Source organism: Paraburkholderia panacisoli (assembly GCF_008369935.1).
Lineage (GTDB): Bacteria > Pseudomonadota > Gammaproteobacteria > Burkholderiales > Burkholderiaceae > Paraburkholderia > Paraburkholderia panacisoli.
The window spans coordinates 369,702-387,581 of record NZ_VTUZ01000005.1; the positions used below are offsets into that span (position 1 = coordinate 369,702).

The window sequence follows — 17,880 nt, forward strand, 5'->3', positions numbered from 1 at the left end:
GCTCAGCCGCCCGACTTCGGCAGCCACGTGAGCGGGTCCACCGGCTGGCCGTTCTGGCGGACCTCGAACTGGATCGAAGCCACGCCGCGGCTATCCACCCCGACCTCGCCGATGGTTTGCCCTTGCGCGACCGCGTCGCCTTCCTTCACGAGCAGCGCGCTGTTCTGGCCGTAAGCGGTGATCAGCGAGTCGTCGTGCTTGATGATGATGAGCGGACCATACGCTTCGATACCGGAGCCCGCATAGACTACCCGGCCGGTTGCCGCGGCCTTGACCGGATCGCCCGGGCGGCCGCCGATCACGATGCCGTTCGACTTGCCGGGCGCGAACGCTTTCAGGATCGGTCCGCGCAACGGCCATTGCAGCACGCCCTGCTGCGGGCCGGCGGATGCCGTTGGCGCAGCGGGTGCCGCGCCTGGCGCGCCCGGCGCGACGTTGACCGGCGGCGTCACCACGCTGCCGGAGGCCATCGGCGGAGAGACGCGCAGCACCTGCCCGGGGTTGACGGGCGAGTTGACCGCGAGGCCATTCCACGCGGCGATTTCCTGCGGCTTGCGGCCATACGCCGACGCGATCCCGCCGAGCGTGTCGCCCGGATTGACCCGATAGAAACCGGCGGGAACCGGGACCGTGCCGAGGGTGGTCGGGCCAGCCGGCGCATTGCTGTAGAACGGCGTGCTCTCCCAAGGCATCGTCGTGCAGCCACTGAACATCACGCCGAGCGCGGCGGCTGTCAGAAGCCGCGTCCCCGTCAATTGCCATCGTTTTGTCATGGGATTGTCCTCGACACTTGTTTCAATCGGATTCACTCGATGCCCAAGCATTCGCCGTGCCACCGGTCTCGCGAGCGCCGTCGCGGTCGCGGCATTGGCGTCCTCCATTATGCCGCCACCCGCGCGAGCATCGACGTCGGCCCGGCAGCAAAGCAGGCCGCAGCCGCTCAGACACTGCCTTGCGCTTCAACCACCAGAATGCGCGCCGCGCCGATCGGATGAGCTACGTGCTCGGTGCCCACCGAAGCGTAGAACACATCCCCCGTTTCAAGAATCGTAGACCGTTCCACTCCGTCCTCGCGATAGCGCATCTCGACACGGCCATCGAGGACCGCGAACACTTCCTCGCCATCGTTGACATGCCACTTGTACGGCTGATCGGTCCAGTGCAAACGCGTGGTGATGCCGCCCATGTTGGCGATATCGAGCGCGCCCCAGGGACGCGTCGCGGTAAAGGTCTTGCTGCGAATGATCTTCATGACGAAAGGCAGTTGGGAACACAGAGCCGTCGGGCCATTTGCATCACGCACGGGGCCGCACGAGCGGGCGCGCCGCGCATTCCGGCTGGCCCCATTATAGGTCTGACGGGCCGCGCGCCTTCCGCAAAGGGCAGCAGGTTTGATTTGTGTGACTATTGAAGCCTTTGAGGCCTCGCCTCCTCGCCTATACTCAGGCATGCTGCGCGGAACATACCGTCCGGAAGCGAGTCCGAAAACGCTGGATCCTGCGAGGAGTTGGGCATGAACAAAGCCACCTTTCTGGCCGTGCAACTCAACGTCGACGACGTTGCGGCGTCGCCCGGTCTGGTCGAGTTGCTGAACACGCACCTCGTTTTCGCCGCCGACGTGGCCGAAGCCGCCGACGCGCTGGTACAACTGGCCAGTATCGCGGGGCTGTCGAGCGGTGTCGAGGCGAGCGTCGAGATTCCCGCGCTGGCGATCGAGCGGCTGCGCGAAGCGCTGGACAATCTGAGCGGCTACGACGAATCCTGGCTGCTGGCGCTCGAACCGAGCCGCGCGCTCTTCGATGACATCGGCCGGCGGCACCGCACGCTGCATTAGCCCTTGCGCTCGCGGATTACCAAGGCGCCGTAGCCGTAAACGAAAAAACGCCATCCAGGATACCGGATGGCGTTTTTTCTTGCCCGCCGCCTTGTCAGCCAGGCGGCGCTTCTAGCGGCTTCAGCGCTGCTTAGTTGCCGAAGTAGACCGAGTTACGGTCGTTGCCATTGATCGGACGGCCAGCTTGCGAGCTGCCGGCGATCGGTGCGCCGTAGCCGCTGTTCACGGCTTGAGCGGTGCCGTTTTGAGCATCGACACGCGCTTGCGCAGCCTGAAGATTCACCGGGTAATCGACGTGATCGCCCACCGGGTTATAGCCGGCCTTTTCCAGCTGGACCAGTTCAGCGCGCACTTGAGCGCGGGTCACCGGCTGATTCGATTGAGCAAACGAAGCGACCGGAGCAACCAGGGCGGCGGCGACGACAACTGCAGAGATCAGGGTCTTCATGATGTAAACCTCCAAAACTTGTTTTGTAGTGCGCTTTGGGCTTGTTCTCCCGTAGCGCTTAATGGCAAGTTTAGGAGCGTTGACATCTAGGGTAAACACGTAAAACAACGAAACTCTATTCCGATTTTCGCAATAATCGGGCGTTCAATTAAACCAGCAAGTCAACCGAAAAGCATATTTCAGCAACAATTGCCACACCCGGCTTTTAAACAGATGCACGACCCGTCAAGCCTTATAAAAAGCGCGTGGCGGGCCGTCATTCAAACGCTCAGCCCGTCATTCAAACGCTCAGCTCCAGTTTGCGTGGAAGCTGCCCGGCTTGTCGGTGCGCTCGAACGTATGCGCACCGAAGAAGTCCCGCTGCGCCTGCACGAGGTTTGCCGGCAGACGTTCCGAGCGATAGGCGTCGAAATACGCAACCGCCGACGCAAAAGCCGGCACCGGCACGCCCGCATTGATCGCGGCCACCACGACCTCGCGCAGCGCGGCCTGATAGTTCTTCGCGATGTCGCGGAAGTACGGATCGAGCAGCAGGTTCGCGATCGCTTTGTCCTTCGTGTAGGCGTCCGTGATCTTCTGCAGGAAGCGGGCGCGGATGATGCAGCCGGCGCGGAAAATCTTCGCGATCGTGCCGAAATCCAGATCCCACTTGTACTCTTGCGACGCGGCGCGCAGTTGCGCGAAGCCTTGCGCGTACGAAATCACCTTGCTGAAGTACAGCGCGCGGCGCACCGATTCGATGAACGCGTCGCGCGCCTCGCCGAGCGGCTTGGCCTGCGGCCCTTCTAGCACCTTGCTGGCGGCCACGCGCTGGTCCTTCAGCGACGAAAGCACGCGCGCGAACACGGCCTCGGTGATCAGCGGCAGCGGTGCGCCGAGATCGAGCGCGTTCTGGCTGGTCCACTTGCCCGTGCCCTTCTGCGCGGCGCGGTCGAGAATCACGTCGACCAGATCCTTGCCGGTTTCCTCGTCCTTCTTGCCGAAGATCTTCGAGGTGATTTCGATCAGATAGCTGTCGAGCTCGCCCTGATTCCACTCGGTGTAGACCTTGCCCAGTTCTGCGTTCGACAGCCCGGCGACCTGCTTGAGCACCGCGTAGCTTTCCGCGATCAGTTGCATGTCGCCGTATTCGATGCCGTTGTGCACCATCTTCACGAAGTGGCCCGCGCCGTCCGGTCCCATGTACGCGACGCACGGCTCGCCGTCCGGCGCCTTGGCGGCGATTTCGGTAAGAATCGGGGCGACGAGGTCGTACGCGTCGCGCTGGCCGCCCGGCATGATCGACGGGCCTTTCAATGCACCCTCTTCACCGCCCGACACGCCCGTGCCGATGAAATGCAGGCCGGCCTTCGCCAGTTCCTGGTTGCGGCGGATCGTGTCGGTGAAAGGCGTGTTGCCGCCGTCGATCAGAATGTCGCCTTTGTCCAGCAGCGGTTTGAGCTCCGCGATGGTGGCGTCGGTCGGTTCGCCGGCCTTGACCATCATCAGGATGCGGCGCGGCTTTTCCAGCGACTCCACGAATTCTTCCAGCGTGAAGGCCGGCACCAGCTTCCGGTCCGGATATTCGGCGACGAGTTCGTCGGTTTTCGCGCGGCTTCGGTTGTACACCGACACCGCGTGGCCGCGGCTCTCGATGTTGAGCGCCAGATTGCGGCCCATGACCGCCAGCCCCACCACGCCGATTGCCTGTTTGCCCATGTGAATTCTCCAGAGTCCAAAAAAACGTCGTGACGCCGCGCCGGAAGAAACGTCGGCGGGACGTCGAGGGTGAAAGAATAAAAGAAATGCGCGCTTGCCGCTCGCTGGCCGGCAACGGGCGGTGCGTTTCACTGCGTGCGGGCGGAGCGGCGTTGCTTCACCATGCGCCGGGTAACGTTCCATCACGCACCCCATGCGCGCGGCAACTGATGAAGCATGCCGGCTTGCGCCCGCAAAACCCGTCTGTCAGACCTGTACAGCGCCCGGGCGTTTCCTGAACACGAGGCTGAAATTGTTGGCCGGCATCGCGATCGGCTCGTCGCACACGAACCCGACCGACGCACCGAGCGCGATGACTGCTTCCATGTCGCGCACGCCCCACGCCGGGTCGCGGCTGCGCAACTGCTGATCGAACGCGTCGTTGCTCGGCGACGTATGCGCGCCGCCGCGTTTATACGGTCCGTACAGATACAGTACACCGCCCTCGACGAGACGGCGGCTCGCGCCGGCGAACAGCGCCTCGGCCGCGCTCCACGGCGAGATGTGAATCATGTTGATGCAGACCACCGCGTCGAGCGAATCGACGCCCCAGTCGGGCTGATGCACGTCGAGGGCAAGCGGCGCGCGCACGTTCGGCAGCGCGTCGTGGGCGAGCCACGCGGCAATCGACGCACGCGCGTCGGTATCCGCATCGCTCGGTTGCCAGTCGAGTCCGGGCAGCGCGCCGGCGAAGCACATCGCGTGCTGGCCGGTGCCGCTCGCGATTTCGAGCACGTGGCCGGTTGCGGGCAGCGCGTCGCGCAGCACGGCGAGGATCGGTTCGCGATTGCGCTCCGCGGAAGGCGAATGTTGCCGCAACGCCGGATGGGATTCAGTCATGGTGAGTTTCTGGGTCAGTACAGAGTCGTGCGCACGCGTTCGGCGAATTCACGGTCGTAGGTGGCGGCGTCGAACCCGGCGCCGTTGATGCGCCGATGGATCTGGCCCGCGCTCGGCAGCCGCGATCGCTCGACGTGCTGCGCGGGCTCCCACAGTTTCGAACGCACCAGCGCCTTCGAGCAGTGAAAATACACCGAGTCGACATCGATCAGCAGCACGGTGCGCGGCAGTTTACCTTCGACGGCGAAACTGTCCAGCCATTGCGGGTCGTTGGTGATCCGGCCACGGCCGTTCACGCGCAGACTTTCGCCGACGCCGGGGATCATGAACAGCAGCGCGAGACGCGGCTCCACGATGATATTGCGCAGACTGTCGAGCCGATTGTTGCCGAGGCGGTCCGGCAACGCGAGCGTGCGCTCGTCGACGATCCGCACGAAGCCCGGCGCGTCACCGCGCGGCGAACAGTCGAGGCCTTCCGGCCCGGCGGTGGCGAGCACGACGAACGGCGCGACTTCGATGAACGCGCGATAGTCCTCGTTGATAGACGGAATCTCCTTGCGCAGCGCACGCTCGTGCGGCTGACTGTAGAGCGCTTCGAGCTGTTCGATGGTCGTCAACATCGGGGTTCCTTTCGAGGTGCGTTTTTGTTCGAGCGGCACGCGGCGAGAGCGAGCCTGCTGATTGGTGAAGCACAACCGGCAAATCACCGTGCGCGCCGCCGGTTCGTGAATGCCTCGCTCAAACGAGTGCGAGGCGCCCGGCCAGCGCGCCCAGCGTGTCGGCACACGGCGCGGCGATCTTCAGCGACAGCAACGGATCGGCGCGCGTGCGCCCCAGATTGATCGCGGCGATCGGCTTGCCCTGCTGGTGCGCCCACACGCAAAAGCGATAACCGGAATAGACCATCAGCGACGAGCCGACCACCAGCACCGCGTCCGCCGCGTCGAGCGCATGCGAGGCCGCTTCGACGCGCGCCTTCGGCACGCTTTCGCCAAAGAACACGACTGCGGGCTTCAACAGGCCGCCGCAATTCGAACATGACGGAATGCGAAAGCCGCCGAGATCGTGCCACTCCAGATGCGCATCGCCATCGGCGGCGGCTTCGGCGGTCACGTCCAGCAGCGCGGGATTGTTCGCCTCCAGCGTTTGCTGAATCGACGCGCGCGCATGCTGCATTCCGCAATCGAGACACGTCACGCCATCGATGCCGCCATGCAATTCGATCACCTCGCGGCTGCCGGCCCGCTGATGCAAACCGTCGACGTTCTGCGTCACCAGCGTCGGCGCGTGGCCCGCGGCTTCGAGCCTGGCCAGCGCGATATGCGCGGCGTTCGGCTGCGCGTGCGCGACCACCGGCCAGCCGACCATGCTCCGCGCCCAGTAGCGCTGACGCATCGCAAACGTGCCGAGAAACTCTTGCAAGGTGATCGGCGGCGAGCGCTTCCATGCGCCGTTGTCGTCGCGATAACCGGGAATGCCCGAGTCGGTGCTGATGCCCGCGCCGGTCAGCACGAACAGACGCGGATAGCGCTGCACGAAGCGATGCAGATCGTCGAGCGTATGCGATTCAAGCAGGGGTTCGGGAGGCGCGGACTGAAGGTCGGTCATGATGGGCACGGGGTAAAGACTGCGGCCTGAACGTCAAACCTCGAACGCCGTTCAACGACGCGCGCCCGACTTGCTCTGCCGCACTTGCGCCGGGTGCCGCGCCTGCCACTCGGCGAGCGCGGTCCGATAACGCTCGAGGGCGTCGTCATAGAGATCGAAAACACAGGGATTGCAGCCGCTATGACAACAGTCGTCGAGATCGGGCTGCACGGGCGGCTGCGGCTGCGGGTCGTCGCTGGGTATAGCTCGGGGCACGGCGAAAACGCGATCCGTAAAGGCGGGAAGCGCTCAGTATAAGTTGATCGCGCGCAGCGCGCTGCGCAAGCACGCCCGCCTTCGTTAGCCCCTGGCACCCTACAACGGCGGGTCGCCGATCACAAATGCGCGCCCGGGCGGGCCGCGCATGGCATCGCGTTGAGCGTCGCAGCGTCTTTCAGCGTGCTTTCATTTGCAACCATTCCTGTTCGCGCGACGCCGAGCCGTGCATCGGTGGTATCTTTTGCGGCTGCTGCGCATCACGCGCGATTCACGACCTTCCCGCAACGAAGGTACGCCGACAGCAAACACGCTTGATGAACGAATTCTCCACAACGACGCCTCGCGCCCAGCCCGCGCCGCCGCGCCGCTGGCCGCAAACCCGCTATCCCGCGATACTCCCCGCGACCGCCGCATGGCACGTCTTCGTGCTGGCCGGCTGGTTGCTGGCCCCGGCCGCGTGGCCGTGGTGGCTGGCCGCGATCTTCGTGAACCACGCCGTTTTCACGGTGGCCGGCCTGTTGCCGCGCACCTCGCTGCTGGGGCCGAACTGGACGCATCTGCCCGTCGGCACGCGCAACGCGGACGCCATCGCGCTGACCATCGACGATGGGCCCGACCCAATAGTCACGCCGCAAGTGCTCGATCTGCTCGACAGCTTCGACATGCGCGCCACCTTCTTCTGCATCGGCGCGAACGTAGAGCGCTATCCGGCGCTCGCGCGTGAGATCGTCGCGCGCGGCCATGCGCTCGAAAACCATTCGCAGGTTCACGTGCATACGTTTTCGGTGACTTTGCCAGGCGCGCTCACGCGCGAGATCGATGCCGCGCAGCGGACGCTCGAACAGGTGAGCGGCGAGCGGCCGATGTTCTTCCGCGCACCCGCGGGCCTGCGCAATCTCTTTCTCGAACCTGTGCTGCGCAAGCTCGACTTGCGGCTCGCGGCGTGGACGCGGCGCGGCTATGACACGCGCGAGCGCGATCCTGAGGTGGTCGCGCGACGCCTGCTCGACGGGCTTGCAGCGCGCGATATTCTGCTGTTGCACGATGGCAATGCGGCGCTGACGGCTGATGGAAAGCCGATGATTGTCGCGGTGCTGCCGCGCGTGATCGAGTTGGCTCGCGCGCGGAAGTTGCGTTTTGTGACGTTACGGGAAGCAAGGGTCGATGCGTGAGGCAAGGACGCGGTTCAAACCACGCCCCAACCAATCCCTCCCCCTACAACTGAAAATCCGCCGCCATATCTTCATCTGAACGCGCTTGCAACTCACCACTGCGGCACGCCTTCAAAAACGCGTGATAGTCGCGTTCCACCTGGTCCGCGTAGCTGGTCGCATAGCCGGTCAGCGCTTCCGCGAACTGGTCGCCGCGGCCGATATACGCGCTGATCTCGATCGCCTGGCCGCTCGCCTTTGCATGCGCGCGGGCCAGGATCCAGCCGCATAGCCGCGCGTAACCGTCGAGCAGATCGTTGTCGAACAATTCGAGGTTCGCCGCGAGCTTCATGTCGCGCAGTTGGCGAAAGTAGAAGTGCCGCCCATGCGGCCCTGTCGCCCAGCCGAGAAAGATGTCGCTCGCAGCCTGCAACACGCGCTGGCCCTGCACGACGCGCTCGCCCTCGTGCTTGACCGGCGGCGACTTGTGGAACTGCGCGATCACCGACGGCCGCGCCTCCTTGAACTGCAAAAACAGCGGCTTGCCCATGTGATCCACCAACAGCGCCACCAGGCAGCGCGTGCCGACACTGCCGACGCCCGTCACCTTGAACACGATGTCCTGCAAGGTGAAGTGATCGAGCAATTCGCGGCGGTCGTGCGACATCGTCTTCAGGTACTCGCCCCACATGCGCTCGAGCATCTTGCGCAAGTTGGCGCCCCTGAACGATTCGCTTTCTTCCGGCGTAAACAACGTGTTCGCGCCCAGCACGTGAAACAGCGCCAGCGGTGCGTCGCGGATCGTCCAATGACCGCCCTCGTGCGCAGCCATCTTTTCAAGCACGCTTTCGTGACTGTGGCTTGCCGCCTTTTCCATGCCGCGCCGCACCGTGCGACGGCCCTCGGGTGTCAACGCGGTTTCCGCCATGCGGTCGAAGGTGATGCGGTCATACCAGAGTTCGAGCGCGCCGCATTGCGCATACTGAGCCATCCGGTCGCGATAGGAGCCGACCGCGTTCATCACCAGACTTTCGGCGGTGCCGCGGCTCAGGCGCATATGGCGCGCGGCGATCACGAGGCTCGCGGTCAGCCGCTTCAGGTCCCATTCGAACGGACCGACCGACACTTCGTCGAAGTCGTTCAGATCGAACACGAGTTGCCGCTCGGGCGTGGCGAAGCCGCCGAAATTCATCAGATGCCCGTCGCCGCAGATCGGCATGGTCAGGCCGCTGTCGTGAACCTTGCTGAGATCGTGGGCCTGCAGGATCGCGGCGCCGCGAAAGAACGTGAATGGCGACACGGCCATACGCCCATAGCGCAGCGGCACGAGACTCTCGACCCGGCCTTCACTGCTTTGCTTGAGAAGCGCGACCGGATTGCGCTGCAATTCGCCTGTCGCGCGATGGCTCGACCGTTTCGAATGTTCACGGGCGGCACGGCCACGGGCCTCCCGTTCGGCGATGGTGCTGGCTTTCATGCTCTTCTCCGTTTCTGGCGAGTCTGGACTGACGGTTCCAGAGACTGCTTCTACTGGCACGACAAAGCGGAACATCGGCCGCGGCAGCCCCGATCGACATGAGCGCCACCTCCGAATCGGGATCATAACGGGTCGCGGCAAGCGGTCGGTAAAAATGTTGCCGTCGCTGGTTTTAGCTCGCCGAGCCGCGCGATCCTGCGCGATCCGGCTTGGGCCTGGTGTCGAAACGAGAAGCGCCGGTCACGCCCATCAGGCGAGAAGCGGGCAAAATTACCGGGGAGCGCTTCGGCAAACTAACCAGTTGGTGAATTTTTTCGCTTTCGTCTATTCGGGCGCTTCAGCTAGCACGAATCCAGCCGTTTATGACGCGCAGAAAAGCCCTTGAAGTAGGGCCTATTCTGATCGGACGTGCGTCGCGCAAATAACAGAGAGTTTGTTTGCCGCAATCGGCCGGGTTGTGGTCGTCGGTTCCGCCATCGGGAGCTCCACGATGGCGGTCGAACGACGATCGACGAAAGTTCGCCGGCGAGTTCGGCAATTCCCGCATCTCACGCCATGACATTTTGTAGCCGGCACCGCATTTGAGGGAGACCAAAGCCGCCGGCTCGTCGAGTCAGTATTCGACACGCTGCAAAGCGCAGGGGGTGTGTATAGAATCGTGCGCATGCGCCCTACCCTTCCTCAGCAGCGGGAGCCCGATCTGCCGCTGCATACACCCAGTGTTTCGTCGGTGACGCTGGCGGCGGTCATCGCCGGCATCGCATGGATGTCGCTCGTCGCGCAAGCCGATGTCACTATCGATCGCACGCTTGCGCGCGGCCTGACCGTGTTCGACGGCCTCGCTCGCATGAGCAGCTATCTCACCAACCTGACGGTGCTGGCCTGCGCGATCTGCTTTACCTGTGCGGCGCTGCGTTCGCACCGGTCGCCGCTCGTGCGTTTTTTCCGGCAGCCTACCGTCGTGACCGCGGTGGTCGTGTACATGGTTTTTGTCGGGCTCGCGTATAACCTGTTGCTGCGCGGCTGGTGGTCGCCCGCACCGCTCAGGCGGCTGCTCACCGAATCGATGCACAGTGTGCTGCCGATGCTGGCCACACTCTATTGGGTGCTGTTCGTGCCGCGTGTTCATTTGAGGTTGCGTCACTGTCTGCTATGGCTGGTTTATCCGTTGACGTACCTCGGCGTCACGTTCTGGCGCGGCAGTCTGTCGGACTTTTATCCGTACCCGTTCATCAACGTCGACACACTCGGTCTCAGGCACGTGATGATCAATTCCGCGCTGCTGTTCGGCGGCTTTCTGATGTTGATGGCGGTGTTCGTCGGCATCAATTTCCGGCGCCGGCGCGGACGTTCCTGACGTTTTCTCTTTCCGCTGTCCACAACCCTCCGCGGTGCGGGCGCGCTTCTTGCGCACTGTGTGTGGACGCAGGACCTCGCGATGCGGGGCCTGCGCGATACCTTGGTGTGGGGGCGTTGCACTGCAGCGCGCTCACACGTAAATATGACAACGGGAGCAAATTCGTATGGACACCAATTCAGCGGAAGGCGCGGTCAAGGAAGTCGCGGGCAAGGTTCAAGGCGCGGTTGGCGAAGCACTGGGCGACACCGGCACGCAACTGGCCGGCAAGGCGAGAGAACTCAGCGGCAAAGCCCAGCAGTTGTGCGCGAGCACGACGAGCCTCGTGCGCGACACCACGGTCGAAAGTCCTTTCACGGCTATTGCGGTAGTGGCCCTGGCTGGCTTCGTCGCTGGTGCGCTGTGGTCACATGGCGCGGCGAATCGCGATTATCGGCGGTAGAGCAGCGGCCAAGGGCCGGCTAACGGGGGTTTAACAAAAAGACGAACGGGCGATCCGCTAACGGCGGTCGCCCGTTTCGCGTTGGATCGGATGCCTTGTCGCGCGCTGTTTTGCACATGCGTCGCCGCTAGCCGCTCTTCTTGCGGCGTCCCGAACCCATATCCAGTTCCACCCACGTCGGCGCGTGATCGCTTGCATGCGGTTCGCCACGCACCCAGCGATCGACGCCCGCATCGCGCAAACGCGGCGCGAGATCGGCGCTAAGCAGCAGGTGGTCGATTCGCAAGCCAGAGTTCGTGTCCCAATGCCGGCGGAAATAATCCCAGAAGGTGTAGACCCGCTCGTCGCCGAAATGCGTTCGCAGCGCATCGGTCCAGCCCTGCGCCAGCAGCCGCCGATAACGCTCGCGACTCTCGGGCTGCAACAGTGCGTCCTTCAGCCATGAACGCGGGTTGTAAATATCCTCGTCCGTGGGCACGACGTTGAAGTCGCCCGCCAGCACCACCGGGTGGCCGCTTTTGAATAGCTTCGCAGCATGCGCGATCAGATGATCGAACCATGCGAGCTTGTAGTCGAATTTCGGACCCGGCTGCGGATTGCCGTTCGGCAGATACAGACACGCCACCAGCACACCGCCCGCCGCCGCTTCGAGATAACGGCTGTGCGTGTCGTCTTCGAAACCGGGCAAGCCGCGGCGGCTTTCGAGCGGCGCCTCGCCCTTCGCCAGTATCGCCACGCCGTTCCATGCGCTCTGACCTTGCCAGACTGAGCCGTAGCCCGCGTCGCGCAATGGCTCGACGGGAAAGGCGCTATCGACCGCCTTGAGTTCCTGCAGACACACGATGTCCGGCGCTTCGCGCTCCAGCCATTGCAGCAGAGCCGGCAGCCGCGAGCGGATGCCGTTGATGTTGAAGGTCGCAATCCGAAGCTTCGCCACGATCTGTCCTCCTGTCAGGCGGCTTACTGCGCCGCGGCGTCGCACCACTCCATCGCCCAGGATTTCGCGCATGAAATGGCATCGGCTTCATTGCAAAAAGAATCGATGTCGCCGGACATCGTGCGACTGGGCGTGGCTGTTATTTTGCGGCGCGCGGACGATTTTCGCACTGGCGTAGTAGAGGCCGTCTCCCGCATGGCGTGCGCGGCAATCGATGTGGAAGTGCCTGTAATCGAACTGCATGGGCTCTCCTGTGAACGCGCCTGGTCTGTTCGGCGATAGCAGGGCTTGTACCTAGTCCCACACAGTGAAACGCTGCAGTGAAGAGGCATGCGCACACACGCCAATGTGCGTGCGCGCATCCCCAACCGCGAACTACCATCCCTCAATTCGGCACATTCACCGCCCCATTAGCCACCGTAATCGCATTGCTCCCCGGACTCGCCGCAATCGCCAGCAGGTTTCGCCGCACTCAGCGCCGGCGCGGCGCCGGACACACCACCAAGCGGTATCGCGTGAATCACCTGCGACGGCGGCGGCGTGCCGCTATTCAGACGACTCCACATCAGAATGAGCGCCTGCAGATTGCAGTAGTGGAGCGGCACGAAGCGCGTATCGAAACCGGGCAGACGCTGATCGCTGATGTCGTCTATGCTGTCTCCGTTATTTTTTAATACCGTTGTATTTGCAACGGCACCGAAATTGCTGCGTGATGTTAGTTTGAACGCGACGCTTCGGATGCCGATGCATCGCTTATCTGCATTGACCTTTCACAGGAGTCAACAGATCGTCATGTCCACGCAAAACGAATGTCAGCATCCGGAGGACGAAGCCGCCCTCCCTCAGCAACCCTCGCGCCGGCGCTTTCTGCAGTCCGCCGCCGCAGCCGCAACGGTCGGCGCAGCGCCGCATCTGCGCGCGCAAACGCAAACACCGGCCGCGCCGCCGGCTCCGAGTAACCAGGCCGCGCCGCCGCGCCCGGTCACGCTGACCATCAACGGCCGCGCCTACACGCTGCAACTCGAACCGCGCGTGACCTTGCTCGACGCGCTGCGCGAATACGCAGGCTTGATGGGCACGAAAAAAGGCTGCGACCGCGGCCAATGCGGCGCCTGCACGGTGCTCGCCGACGGCCGCCGCATTAACTCGTGTCTGACGCTCGCGGTGATGCACGAAGGCGAGAACATCACGACCGTCGAAGGGCTCGCGACGAACGACGCATTGAGCCCGATGCAACGCGCGTTCATCGAACACGATGCGTTTCAGTGCGGCTACTGTACACCGGGCCAGTTGTGTTCCGCGACGGCTTTGCTCAATGAGTTCCGCAACGGCGCGGCGAGCACCGTGACGGCCGATGTGCGTGCCCGCCCCGCCCAACTTTCCGACGACGAGATCCGCGAACGGATGAGCGGCAACCTTTGCCGCTGCGGCGCATACGCGAACATCGTGGCCGCGGTGCGCGCGGTGCACGACGGCGGCAGCCAGAGCGGCAGCGCCGCCGTGGAGGGTGCACCCGGTGCAATCGGTGCGCCCGGTGCGATCGGCAACGGCCGTGGCGACGAGCTTCGCAACGGCCACACGAACCACCGCACCGCATAAGGAGCGACCAGCATGGATGCGATCTCCTACGAACGCGCCGGCGACGTCGCCGGCGCCTTGCGCGCGGCCCAACAACCGGGCGCCGTCTTCATCGGCGGCGGCACCAATCTGCTCGATCTGATGAAGGGCGGGGTGGCGCGGCCGGTGCGGCTCATCGACATCACGCATATCAACGGGCTGGACACGGTGACGACGCTGCCCGATGGCGGCATCCGTATCGGCGCGCTGGTGCGCAATAGCGACGCAGCGAATCACGCGCTGGTGCGCGAGCAATACCCGTTGCTGTCGCAAGCACTGCTGGCGGGCGCGTCGGCGCAATTGCGCAACATGGCGACGGTCGGCGGCAATCTGCTGCAACGCACGCGCTGCGGTTACTTCTATGACACGGCCTTCACGCAGTGCAACAAGCGCACGCCGGGCAGCGGCTGCGCGGCGCTCGACGGCCGCAACCGCACGCACGCGATTCTCGGCGCGAGTCCGCAATGCATCGCGGTGAATCCGTCGGATATGAGCGTGGCGCTCGCCGCGCTCGACGCCGTCGTGCGCGTGAGCGGCCCCGCCGGCGAACGCACCATTGCGTTCGCCGACTTCCACCGCCTGCCCGCCGACCGGCCCGATGTGGATACCACGTTGCAGCCCGGCGAGCTGATTACGGCGGTCGATCTGCCGCCACCGCTCTTCAGCGCGCACTCCCACTATCTGAAAGTGCGTGACCGCGCCAGTTACGCATTTGCGCTGGTGTCGGTGGCCGCTGCGTTGCAGATGGACGGCGAGCGCGTGCAGACCGCGCGCATCGCGCTGGGCGGCGTCGCGCACAAGCCGTGGCGCGCGAGCGCCGCCGAACAGATGCTCAACGGTCGGCCGCTCTCGCAGGCGACGCTGAAAAACGCCGCCGCCGCCGCGTTGAGCGACGCGCGGCCGCAGCACGAGAATCGCTTCAAGGTGCAGCTTGCGCAACGCGCGATCGTGCGTGCGGTCAACCAGGCCGCAGCACGCGCTGGAGGTGTGGCATGAACCTGATCGGTCAACCGGTCGACCGCATCGACGGTCTGCTCAAAGTCACCGGCGAGGCACGCTATGCCGCCGAATTCCCCGAAGCGCGTCTCGCGCACGCGGTGCTCGTCACCAGCACGATTGCGCGCGGCACCATCGCATCGATCGACGCGAGCAGTGCGCAAGCCGTGCCCGGCGTGCTGCTGGTGATGACGTATCAGAACGCGCCGCGCCTGCCGAACGGCGGCAGGCCCACGCTGGCGCCGCCGGCCGGCAGGCGGCTGTCGCTGCTGCAGGACAACGAGGTTCACTACAGCAACGAGCCGGTCGCGGTGGTGGTCGCCGACACGCTCGAACACGCAACCGATGCCGCGCGTCAGTTGCGCGTCGTCTATCAGAGCAGCGCGGCGAGCGTGGACTTCGCGCAGGCCAAACCGAACGCGCACGCGCCGGACAGACCGCAAGGCCGGCAAACCGACACGCAGCGCGGCAGCTTCGAAGACGGCATGCAAAGCGGCACGGTCCACGTGAACGCGACCTACACCACGCCGATCGAGCATCACAACCCGATGGAGCCGCATGCCACGATGGCGCGCTGGGACGGCCCGCACCTCACGCTCTACGATTCGACGCAAGGCGTGAGCAGCGCGGCGCAGGCGGTCGCCAAGGTATTCGGCATCCCGCCCGGCGACGTGCGCGTGATCTCGCCGTTCATCGGCGGCGGCTTTGGCTGCAAGGGCTCGTCGTGGTCGCATGTGTCGCTGTGCGCGATGGCGGCGAAGCAGACCGGACGTCCGGTGCGGCTCGTGCTCGAACGGCCGCAGATGTTCGGTCCGGTCGGCGCGCGTCCGCGTACCGAGCAGCACTTCACCATCGCCGCCCGTCAAGACGGCACGCTGACGGCGATGCGCCACGACAGCTTCTCCAACACGTCGACGATCGAGGACTGGACCGAGACCTGCTGCATGGTCACGCGCATGCTGTACACGGTACCCAATCAGGTGACCACGCACCGGATCGTGCCGCTCAATCTCGGCACGCCGACCTTCATGCGCGCGCCGGGCGAAACCACCGGCTCGTTCGCGCTCGAATCGGCGATGGACGAACTCGCGGCGGCATTGAAAATGGACCCGCTCGCGCTGCGTCTGAAGAACTACGCCGAGGCCGATCCGCAGGAAAACAAGCCGTGGTCGGGCAAGTCGCTGCGCGAGTGCTATCAGATCGGCGCGCAGAAATTCGGCTGGTCGCGGCGCACTGCTGCGCCGCGTTCGATGCGCGACGGCCGCACGCTGATCGGCATGGGCATGGCGACCGCCACCTATCCAGCCAATCGCAGCGAAGCCTCGGCCATTGCGCGGATTCTGCCGGACGGCACCGCGATGGTCGCTTCGGGCACCCAGGACATCGGCACCGGCACCTACACCGTGATGACCCAGGTGGCCGCCGACGCGCTCGGCTTCACGCCGGAGAAGATCCACTTCGCCCTCGGCGATTCGACGCTGCCGCGCGCGCCGGTGTCGGGCGGATCGCAGTCGGCGGCGAGCGTGTCGCCGGCCGTACGCGAGGCGGCCAGCCAGGCGCGAAGTCAGTTGATCGCGCTGGCGCTCGCCGATCCGGCTTCGCCGGTGCACGGCATCGCGCGCGACGACATCACCGTGGACAACGGCTGGGTGGTGAGCCGCACGCAACCGGCCAGGCGCGATCCGGCCGCGGCGATCATCGCGCGCTCGGGCGGCAGGCCGATCGAGGCGACCTCGACGGTGAAGCCCGGCGACGAGAAACAGAAATACTCGTTTCACTCGTTCGGCGCGGTGTTCGTCGAAGTGCATGTCGATGCCGAGCTCGGCACGATTCGCGTGCCGCGCGTGGTCGCCGTGTATGACGTGGGGCGCGTGCTCAACCAGAAGACCGCGCGCAGCCAGTTGATGGGCGGCATCGTGTGGGGCGTGGGGGCGGCGCTACAGGAAGAGAGCTCGCTCGATACGCGTTATGGCCGCTTCACGAATGCGAACCTCGCGGAGTACCACGTGCCGGTGAATGCGGATATTGGGTCGCTCGATATTACGTTCATCGATCGGCCGGATCCGTATATCAACTCGCTGGGGGTACGGGGGATCGGGGAAATCGGGATTACCGGGGTGCCGGCGGCGATTGCGAATGCGGTGTATCACGCTACCGGGGTGAGGGTGCGGGATTTGCCGGTTACGTTGGATAAGGTGATGGGAGGGACAATGGTTTGAGCGGGGACTGATGGGCCCGGACGTGATTTCCGGCTGGATTTTGCGGTGGTGGCGTTGGTCGCGGTCGTCGGTCGCAGTCGCGGTCGTCGGTCGCGGTCGTTGGCGGCATCTACCGCTGACGTTCGTCCATCGCGCTGGCGTTTCACCGCGACGTCGGGCACCTGCATTCCCGCTTGCCTGAGCCCGCGTTGCATCGCACAATCGATCTCATTGTTCCCCACCGGTGTCCGCCCATGCCTTACGCCTCGCTTGCTACTGGCGTGTTGCTCGCCGCCGGCTTCGGTTCGCGCTTCGATCCGGAAGGTCTGCACAACAAACTGCTCGCGCGGATGCCGGACGGCACGCCGGTCGCGCATGAGTCCGCGCATCGGCTGCTGCGGGTCGTGACGCGGGTGCTGGCCGTGGTGCGGCCGGGCTCGGACGCCCTCGCGCGTCTTTTGAACGACGCCGGTTGCGACGTGGTGTTCGCCGCCGACGCCAACCGCGGGATGGGCGCGAGTCTCGCCGCCGGGATCGAGGCGAGCGAGGACGCCGAAGGCTGGATCGTCGCCCTCGCGGACATGCCGCGCATCGACACCACGACGATCGAAGCGGTGGCGCGCGCACTCGACGACGGCGCATCGCTGGTGGCGCCGTTTTACGAGGGCCAGCGCGGGCATCCGGTCGGCTTCGGCGTCGAGCATCGGGACGCGCTGCTGGCGCTCGACGGCGACACCGGCGCGAAGTCGCTGCTGATGTCGCAGCGCGTGACGCGGGTGGATGTCCGCGATCCGGGGATTTTGCGCGATGTGGATACGCCGGAGGATTTGCGCGAGGTGTGAGGTGTAGCGGTAGGTAGTCCGTCCTGAACAATTCGGTTCGCGTTGCCGCCGACGTCACACCATCACATCGGCGGCAACGCTGGGGTTGAACAAGGCAGCGAGAACGAAGACGCAAAGAAGCCGCAGCTTCCTCAGGAT

The 17,880-nt window shown here is 64.8% G+C and carries 18 protein-coding genes and 2 pseudogenes; 8 read left to right on the forward strand and 12 right to left on the reverse strand.

All coding sequences use genetic code 11. The annotated features are described in order from the left end of the window. Nucleotides 1-2: 2 nt before the first annotated feature. Both FVF58_RS10550 and FVF58_RS10555 read right to left on the reverse strand, forming a co-directional pair. Nucleotides 3-773: a peptidoglycan DD-metalloendopeptidase family protein gene (locus FVF58_RS10550; protein ID WP_149669822.1), complete on the reverse strand. Its 771-nt coding sequence runs from the start codon at nucleotides 771-773 to the stop codon at nucleotides 3-5. Nucleotides 774-940: 167 nt separating this feature from the next. Then, nucleotides 941-1,252: a cupin domain-containing protein gene (locus FVF58_RS10555; protein WP_149669823.1), complete on the reverse strand. Its 312-nt coding sequence runs from the start codon at nucleotides 1,250-1,252 to the stop codon at nucleotides 941-943. Nucleotides 1,253-1,513: 261 nt separating this feature from the next. Here FVF58_RS10555 and FVF58_RS10560 point away from each other — a divergent pair, with 261 nt between their 5' ends. Next, nucleotides 1,514-1,834, forward strand: a complete 321-nt coding sequence (locus FVF58_RS10560; protein ID WP_105508698.1) for a hypothetical protein — start codon at nucleotides 1,514-1,516, stop codon at nucleotides 1,832-1,834. Between the two features lie 130 nt (nucleotides 1,835-1,964). Here FVF58_RS10560 and FVF58_RS10565 read toward each other — a convergent pair whose 3' ends face one another. From FVF58_RS10565 to FVF58_RS10590, 6 genes are all read right to left on the reverse strand, one after another. Further along, on the reverse strand, nucleotides 1,965-2,282 hold the full coding sequence (locus tag FVF58_RS10565; RefSeq protein ID WP_149669824.1) for a DUF4148 domain-containing protein: 318 nt from the start codon (nucleotides 2,280-2,282) through the stop codon (nucleotides 1,965-1,967). Between the two features lie 288 nt (nucleotides 2,283-2,570). Beyond that, a complete protein-coding gene (gene gndA, locus FVF58_RS10570; RefSeq protein ID WP_149669825.1) occupies nucleotides 2,571-3,980 on the reverse strand; it encodes an NADP-dependent phosphogluconate dehydrogenase in 1,410 nt (469 codons plus the stop codon). Nucleotides 3,981-4,226: 246 nt separating this feature from the next. Further along, a complete protein-coding gene (locus FVF58_RS10575; RefSeq protein WP_149669826.1) occupies nucleotides 4,227-4,859 on the reverse strand; it encodes a DUF938 domain-containing protein in 633 nt (210 codons plus the stop codon). A 14-nt stretch (nucleotides 4,860-4,873) separates the two neighbouring features. After that, nucleotides 4,874-5,479: a pyridoxamine 5'-phosphate oxidase family protein gene (locus tag FVF58_RS10580; RefSeq protein WP_149669827.1), complete on the reverse strand. Its 606-nt coding sequence runs from the start codon at nucleotides 5,477-5,479 to the stop codon at nucleotides 4,874-4,876. Nucleotides 5,480-5,597: 118 nt separating this feature from the next. Beyond that, nucleotides 5,598-6,467 carry an NAD-dependent protein deacetylase gene (locus tag FVF58_RS10585; RefSeq protein WP_149669828.1) on the reverse strand — a complete coding sequence of 290 codons (870 nt, stop codon included), beginning with the start codon at nucleotides 6,465-6,467 and terminating at the stop codon, nucleotides 5,598-5,600. Nucleotides 6,468-6,518: 51 nt separating this feature from the next. Beyond that, nucleotides 6,519-6,677, reverse strand: a complete 159-nt coding sequence (locus FVF58_RS10590) for an oxidoreductase-like domain-containing protein (protein ID WP_246217013.1) — start codon at nucleotides 6,675-6,677, stop codon at nucleotides 6,519-6,521. A gap of 362 nt (nucleotides 6,678-7,039) precedes the next feature. Between FVF58_RS10590 and FVF58_RS10595 the strand changes: the two genes are divergently transcribed. Beyond that, a complete protein-coding gene (locus tag FVF58_RS10595) occupies nucleotides 7,040-7,897 on the forward strand; it encodes a polysaccharide deacetylase family protein (RefSeq protein ID WP_149669830.1) in 858 nt (285 codons plus the stop codon). Between the two features lie 43 nt (nucleotides 7,898-7,940). Here the strand turns inward: FVF58_RS10595 and FVF58_RS10600 are convergent, their stop codons facing one another. Then, nucleotides 7,941-9,353 (reverse strand): DUF2252 domain-containing protein, encoded by a 1,413-nt coding sequence (locus FVF58_RS10600; RefSeq protein ID WP_149669831.1) that lies wholly within the window; start codon nucleotides 9,351-9,353, stop codon nucleotides 7,941-7,943. A gap of 664 nt (nucleotides 9,354-10,017) precedes the next feature. Here FVF58_RS10600 and FVF58_RS10605 point away from each other — a divergent pair. Together FVF58_RS10605 and FVF58_RS10610 are read left to right on the forward strand one after the other, a co-directional pair. Next, nucleotides 10,018-10,710 carry a Pr6Pr family membrane protein gene (locus FVF58_RS10605; RefSeq protein ID WP_149669832.1) on the forward strand — a complete coding sequence of 231 codons (693 nt, stop codon included), beginning with the start codon at nucleotides 10,018-10,020 and terminating at the stop codon, nucleotides 10,708-10,710. A 166-nt stretch (nucleotides 10,711-10,876) separates the two neighbouring features. Further along, entirely contained in the window at nucleotides 10,877-11,152 is a 276-nt protein-coding gene (locus tag FVF58_RS10610; RefSeq protein WP_149669833.1) for a CsbD family protein, read from the forward strand. A 127-nt stretch (nucleotides 11,153-11,279) separates the two neighbouring features. On the opposite strand, the gene FVF58_RS10615 is transcribed toward FVF58_RS10610, so the two are convergent. The 3 genes and pseudogenes from FVF58_RS10615 to FVF58_RS10625 form a co-directional block, all read right to left on the reverse strand. Beyond that, the gene (locus FVF58_RS10615; protein WP_149669834.1) at nucleotides 11,280-12,089 is read right to left on the reverse strand and encodes an exodeoxyribonuclease III; all 810 of its coding nucleotides are present in this window, start codon (nucleotides 12,087-12,089) and stop codon (nucleotides 11,280-11,282) included. 23 nt (nucleotides 12,090-12,112) lie between these two features. Beyond that, a pseudogene (locus tag FVF58_RS10620) lies at nucleotides 12,113-12,332 on the reverse strand (hypothetical protein). Between the two features lie 142 nt (nucleotides 12,333-12,474). Continuing rightward, nucleotides 12,475-12,718: pseudogene (locus FVF58_RS10625) on the reverse strand (3-hydroxybutyrate oligomer hydrolase family protein); the annotation flags it as partial. Nucleotides 12,719-12,881: 163 nt separating this feature from the next. On the opposite strand from FVF58_RS10625, the gene FVF58_RS10630 reads away from it, so the two are divergent. From FVF58_RS10630 to FVF58_RS10645, 4 genes are all read left to right on the forward strand, one after another. After that, a complete protein-coding gene (locus FVF58_RS10630; protein WP_246217014.1) occupies nucleotides 12,882-13,688 on the forward strand; it encodes a 2Fe-2S iron-sulfur cluster-binding protein in 807 nt (268 codons plus the stop codon). A 12-nt stretch (nucleotides 13,689-13,700) separates the two neighbouring features. After that, nucleotides 13,701-14,702 (forward strand): FAD binding domain-containing protein, encoded by a 1,002-nt coding sequence (locus FVF58_RS10635; protein ID WP_149669835.1) that lies wholly within the window; start codon nucleotides 13,701-13,703, stop codon nucleotides 14,700-14,702. Next, a complete protein-coding gene (locus FVF58_RS10640) occupies nucleotides 14,699-16,921 on the forward strand; it encodes a xanthine dehydrogenase family protein molybdopterin-binding subunit (protein ID WP_149669836.1) in 2,223 nt (740 codons plus the stop codon). The genes FVF58_RS10635 and FVF58_RS10640 overlap by 4 nt, the downstream gene beginning before the upstream one ends. 233 nt (nucleotides 16,922-17,154) lie before the next feature. Continuing rightward, nucleotides 17,155-17,742: a nucleotidyltransferase family protein gene (locus FVF58_RS10645; protein ID WP_149669837.1), complete on the forward strand. Its 588-nt coding sequence runs from the start codon at nucleotides 17,155-17,157 to the stop codon at nucleotides 17,740-17,742. The last annotated feature ends 138 nt before the right edge of the window (nucleotides 17,743-17,880 follow it).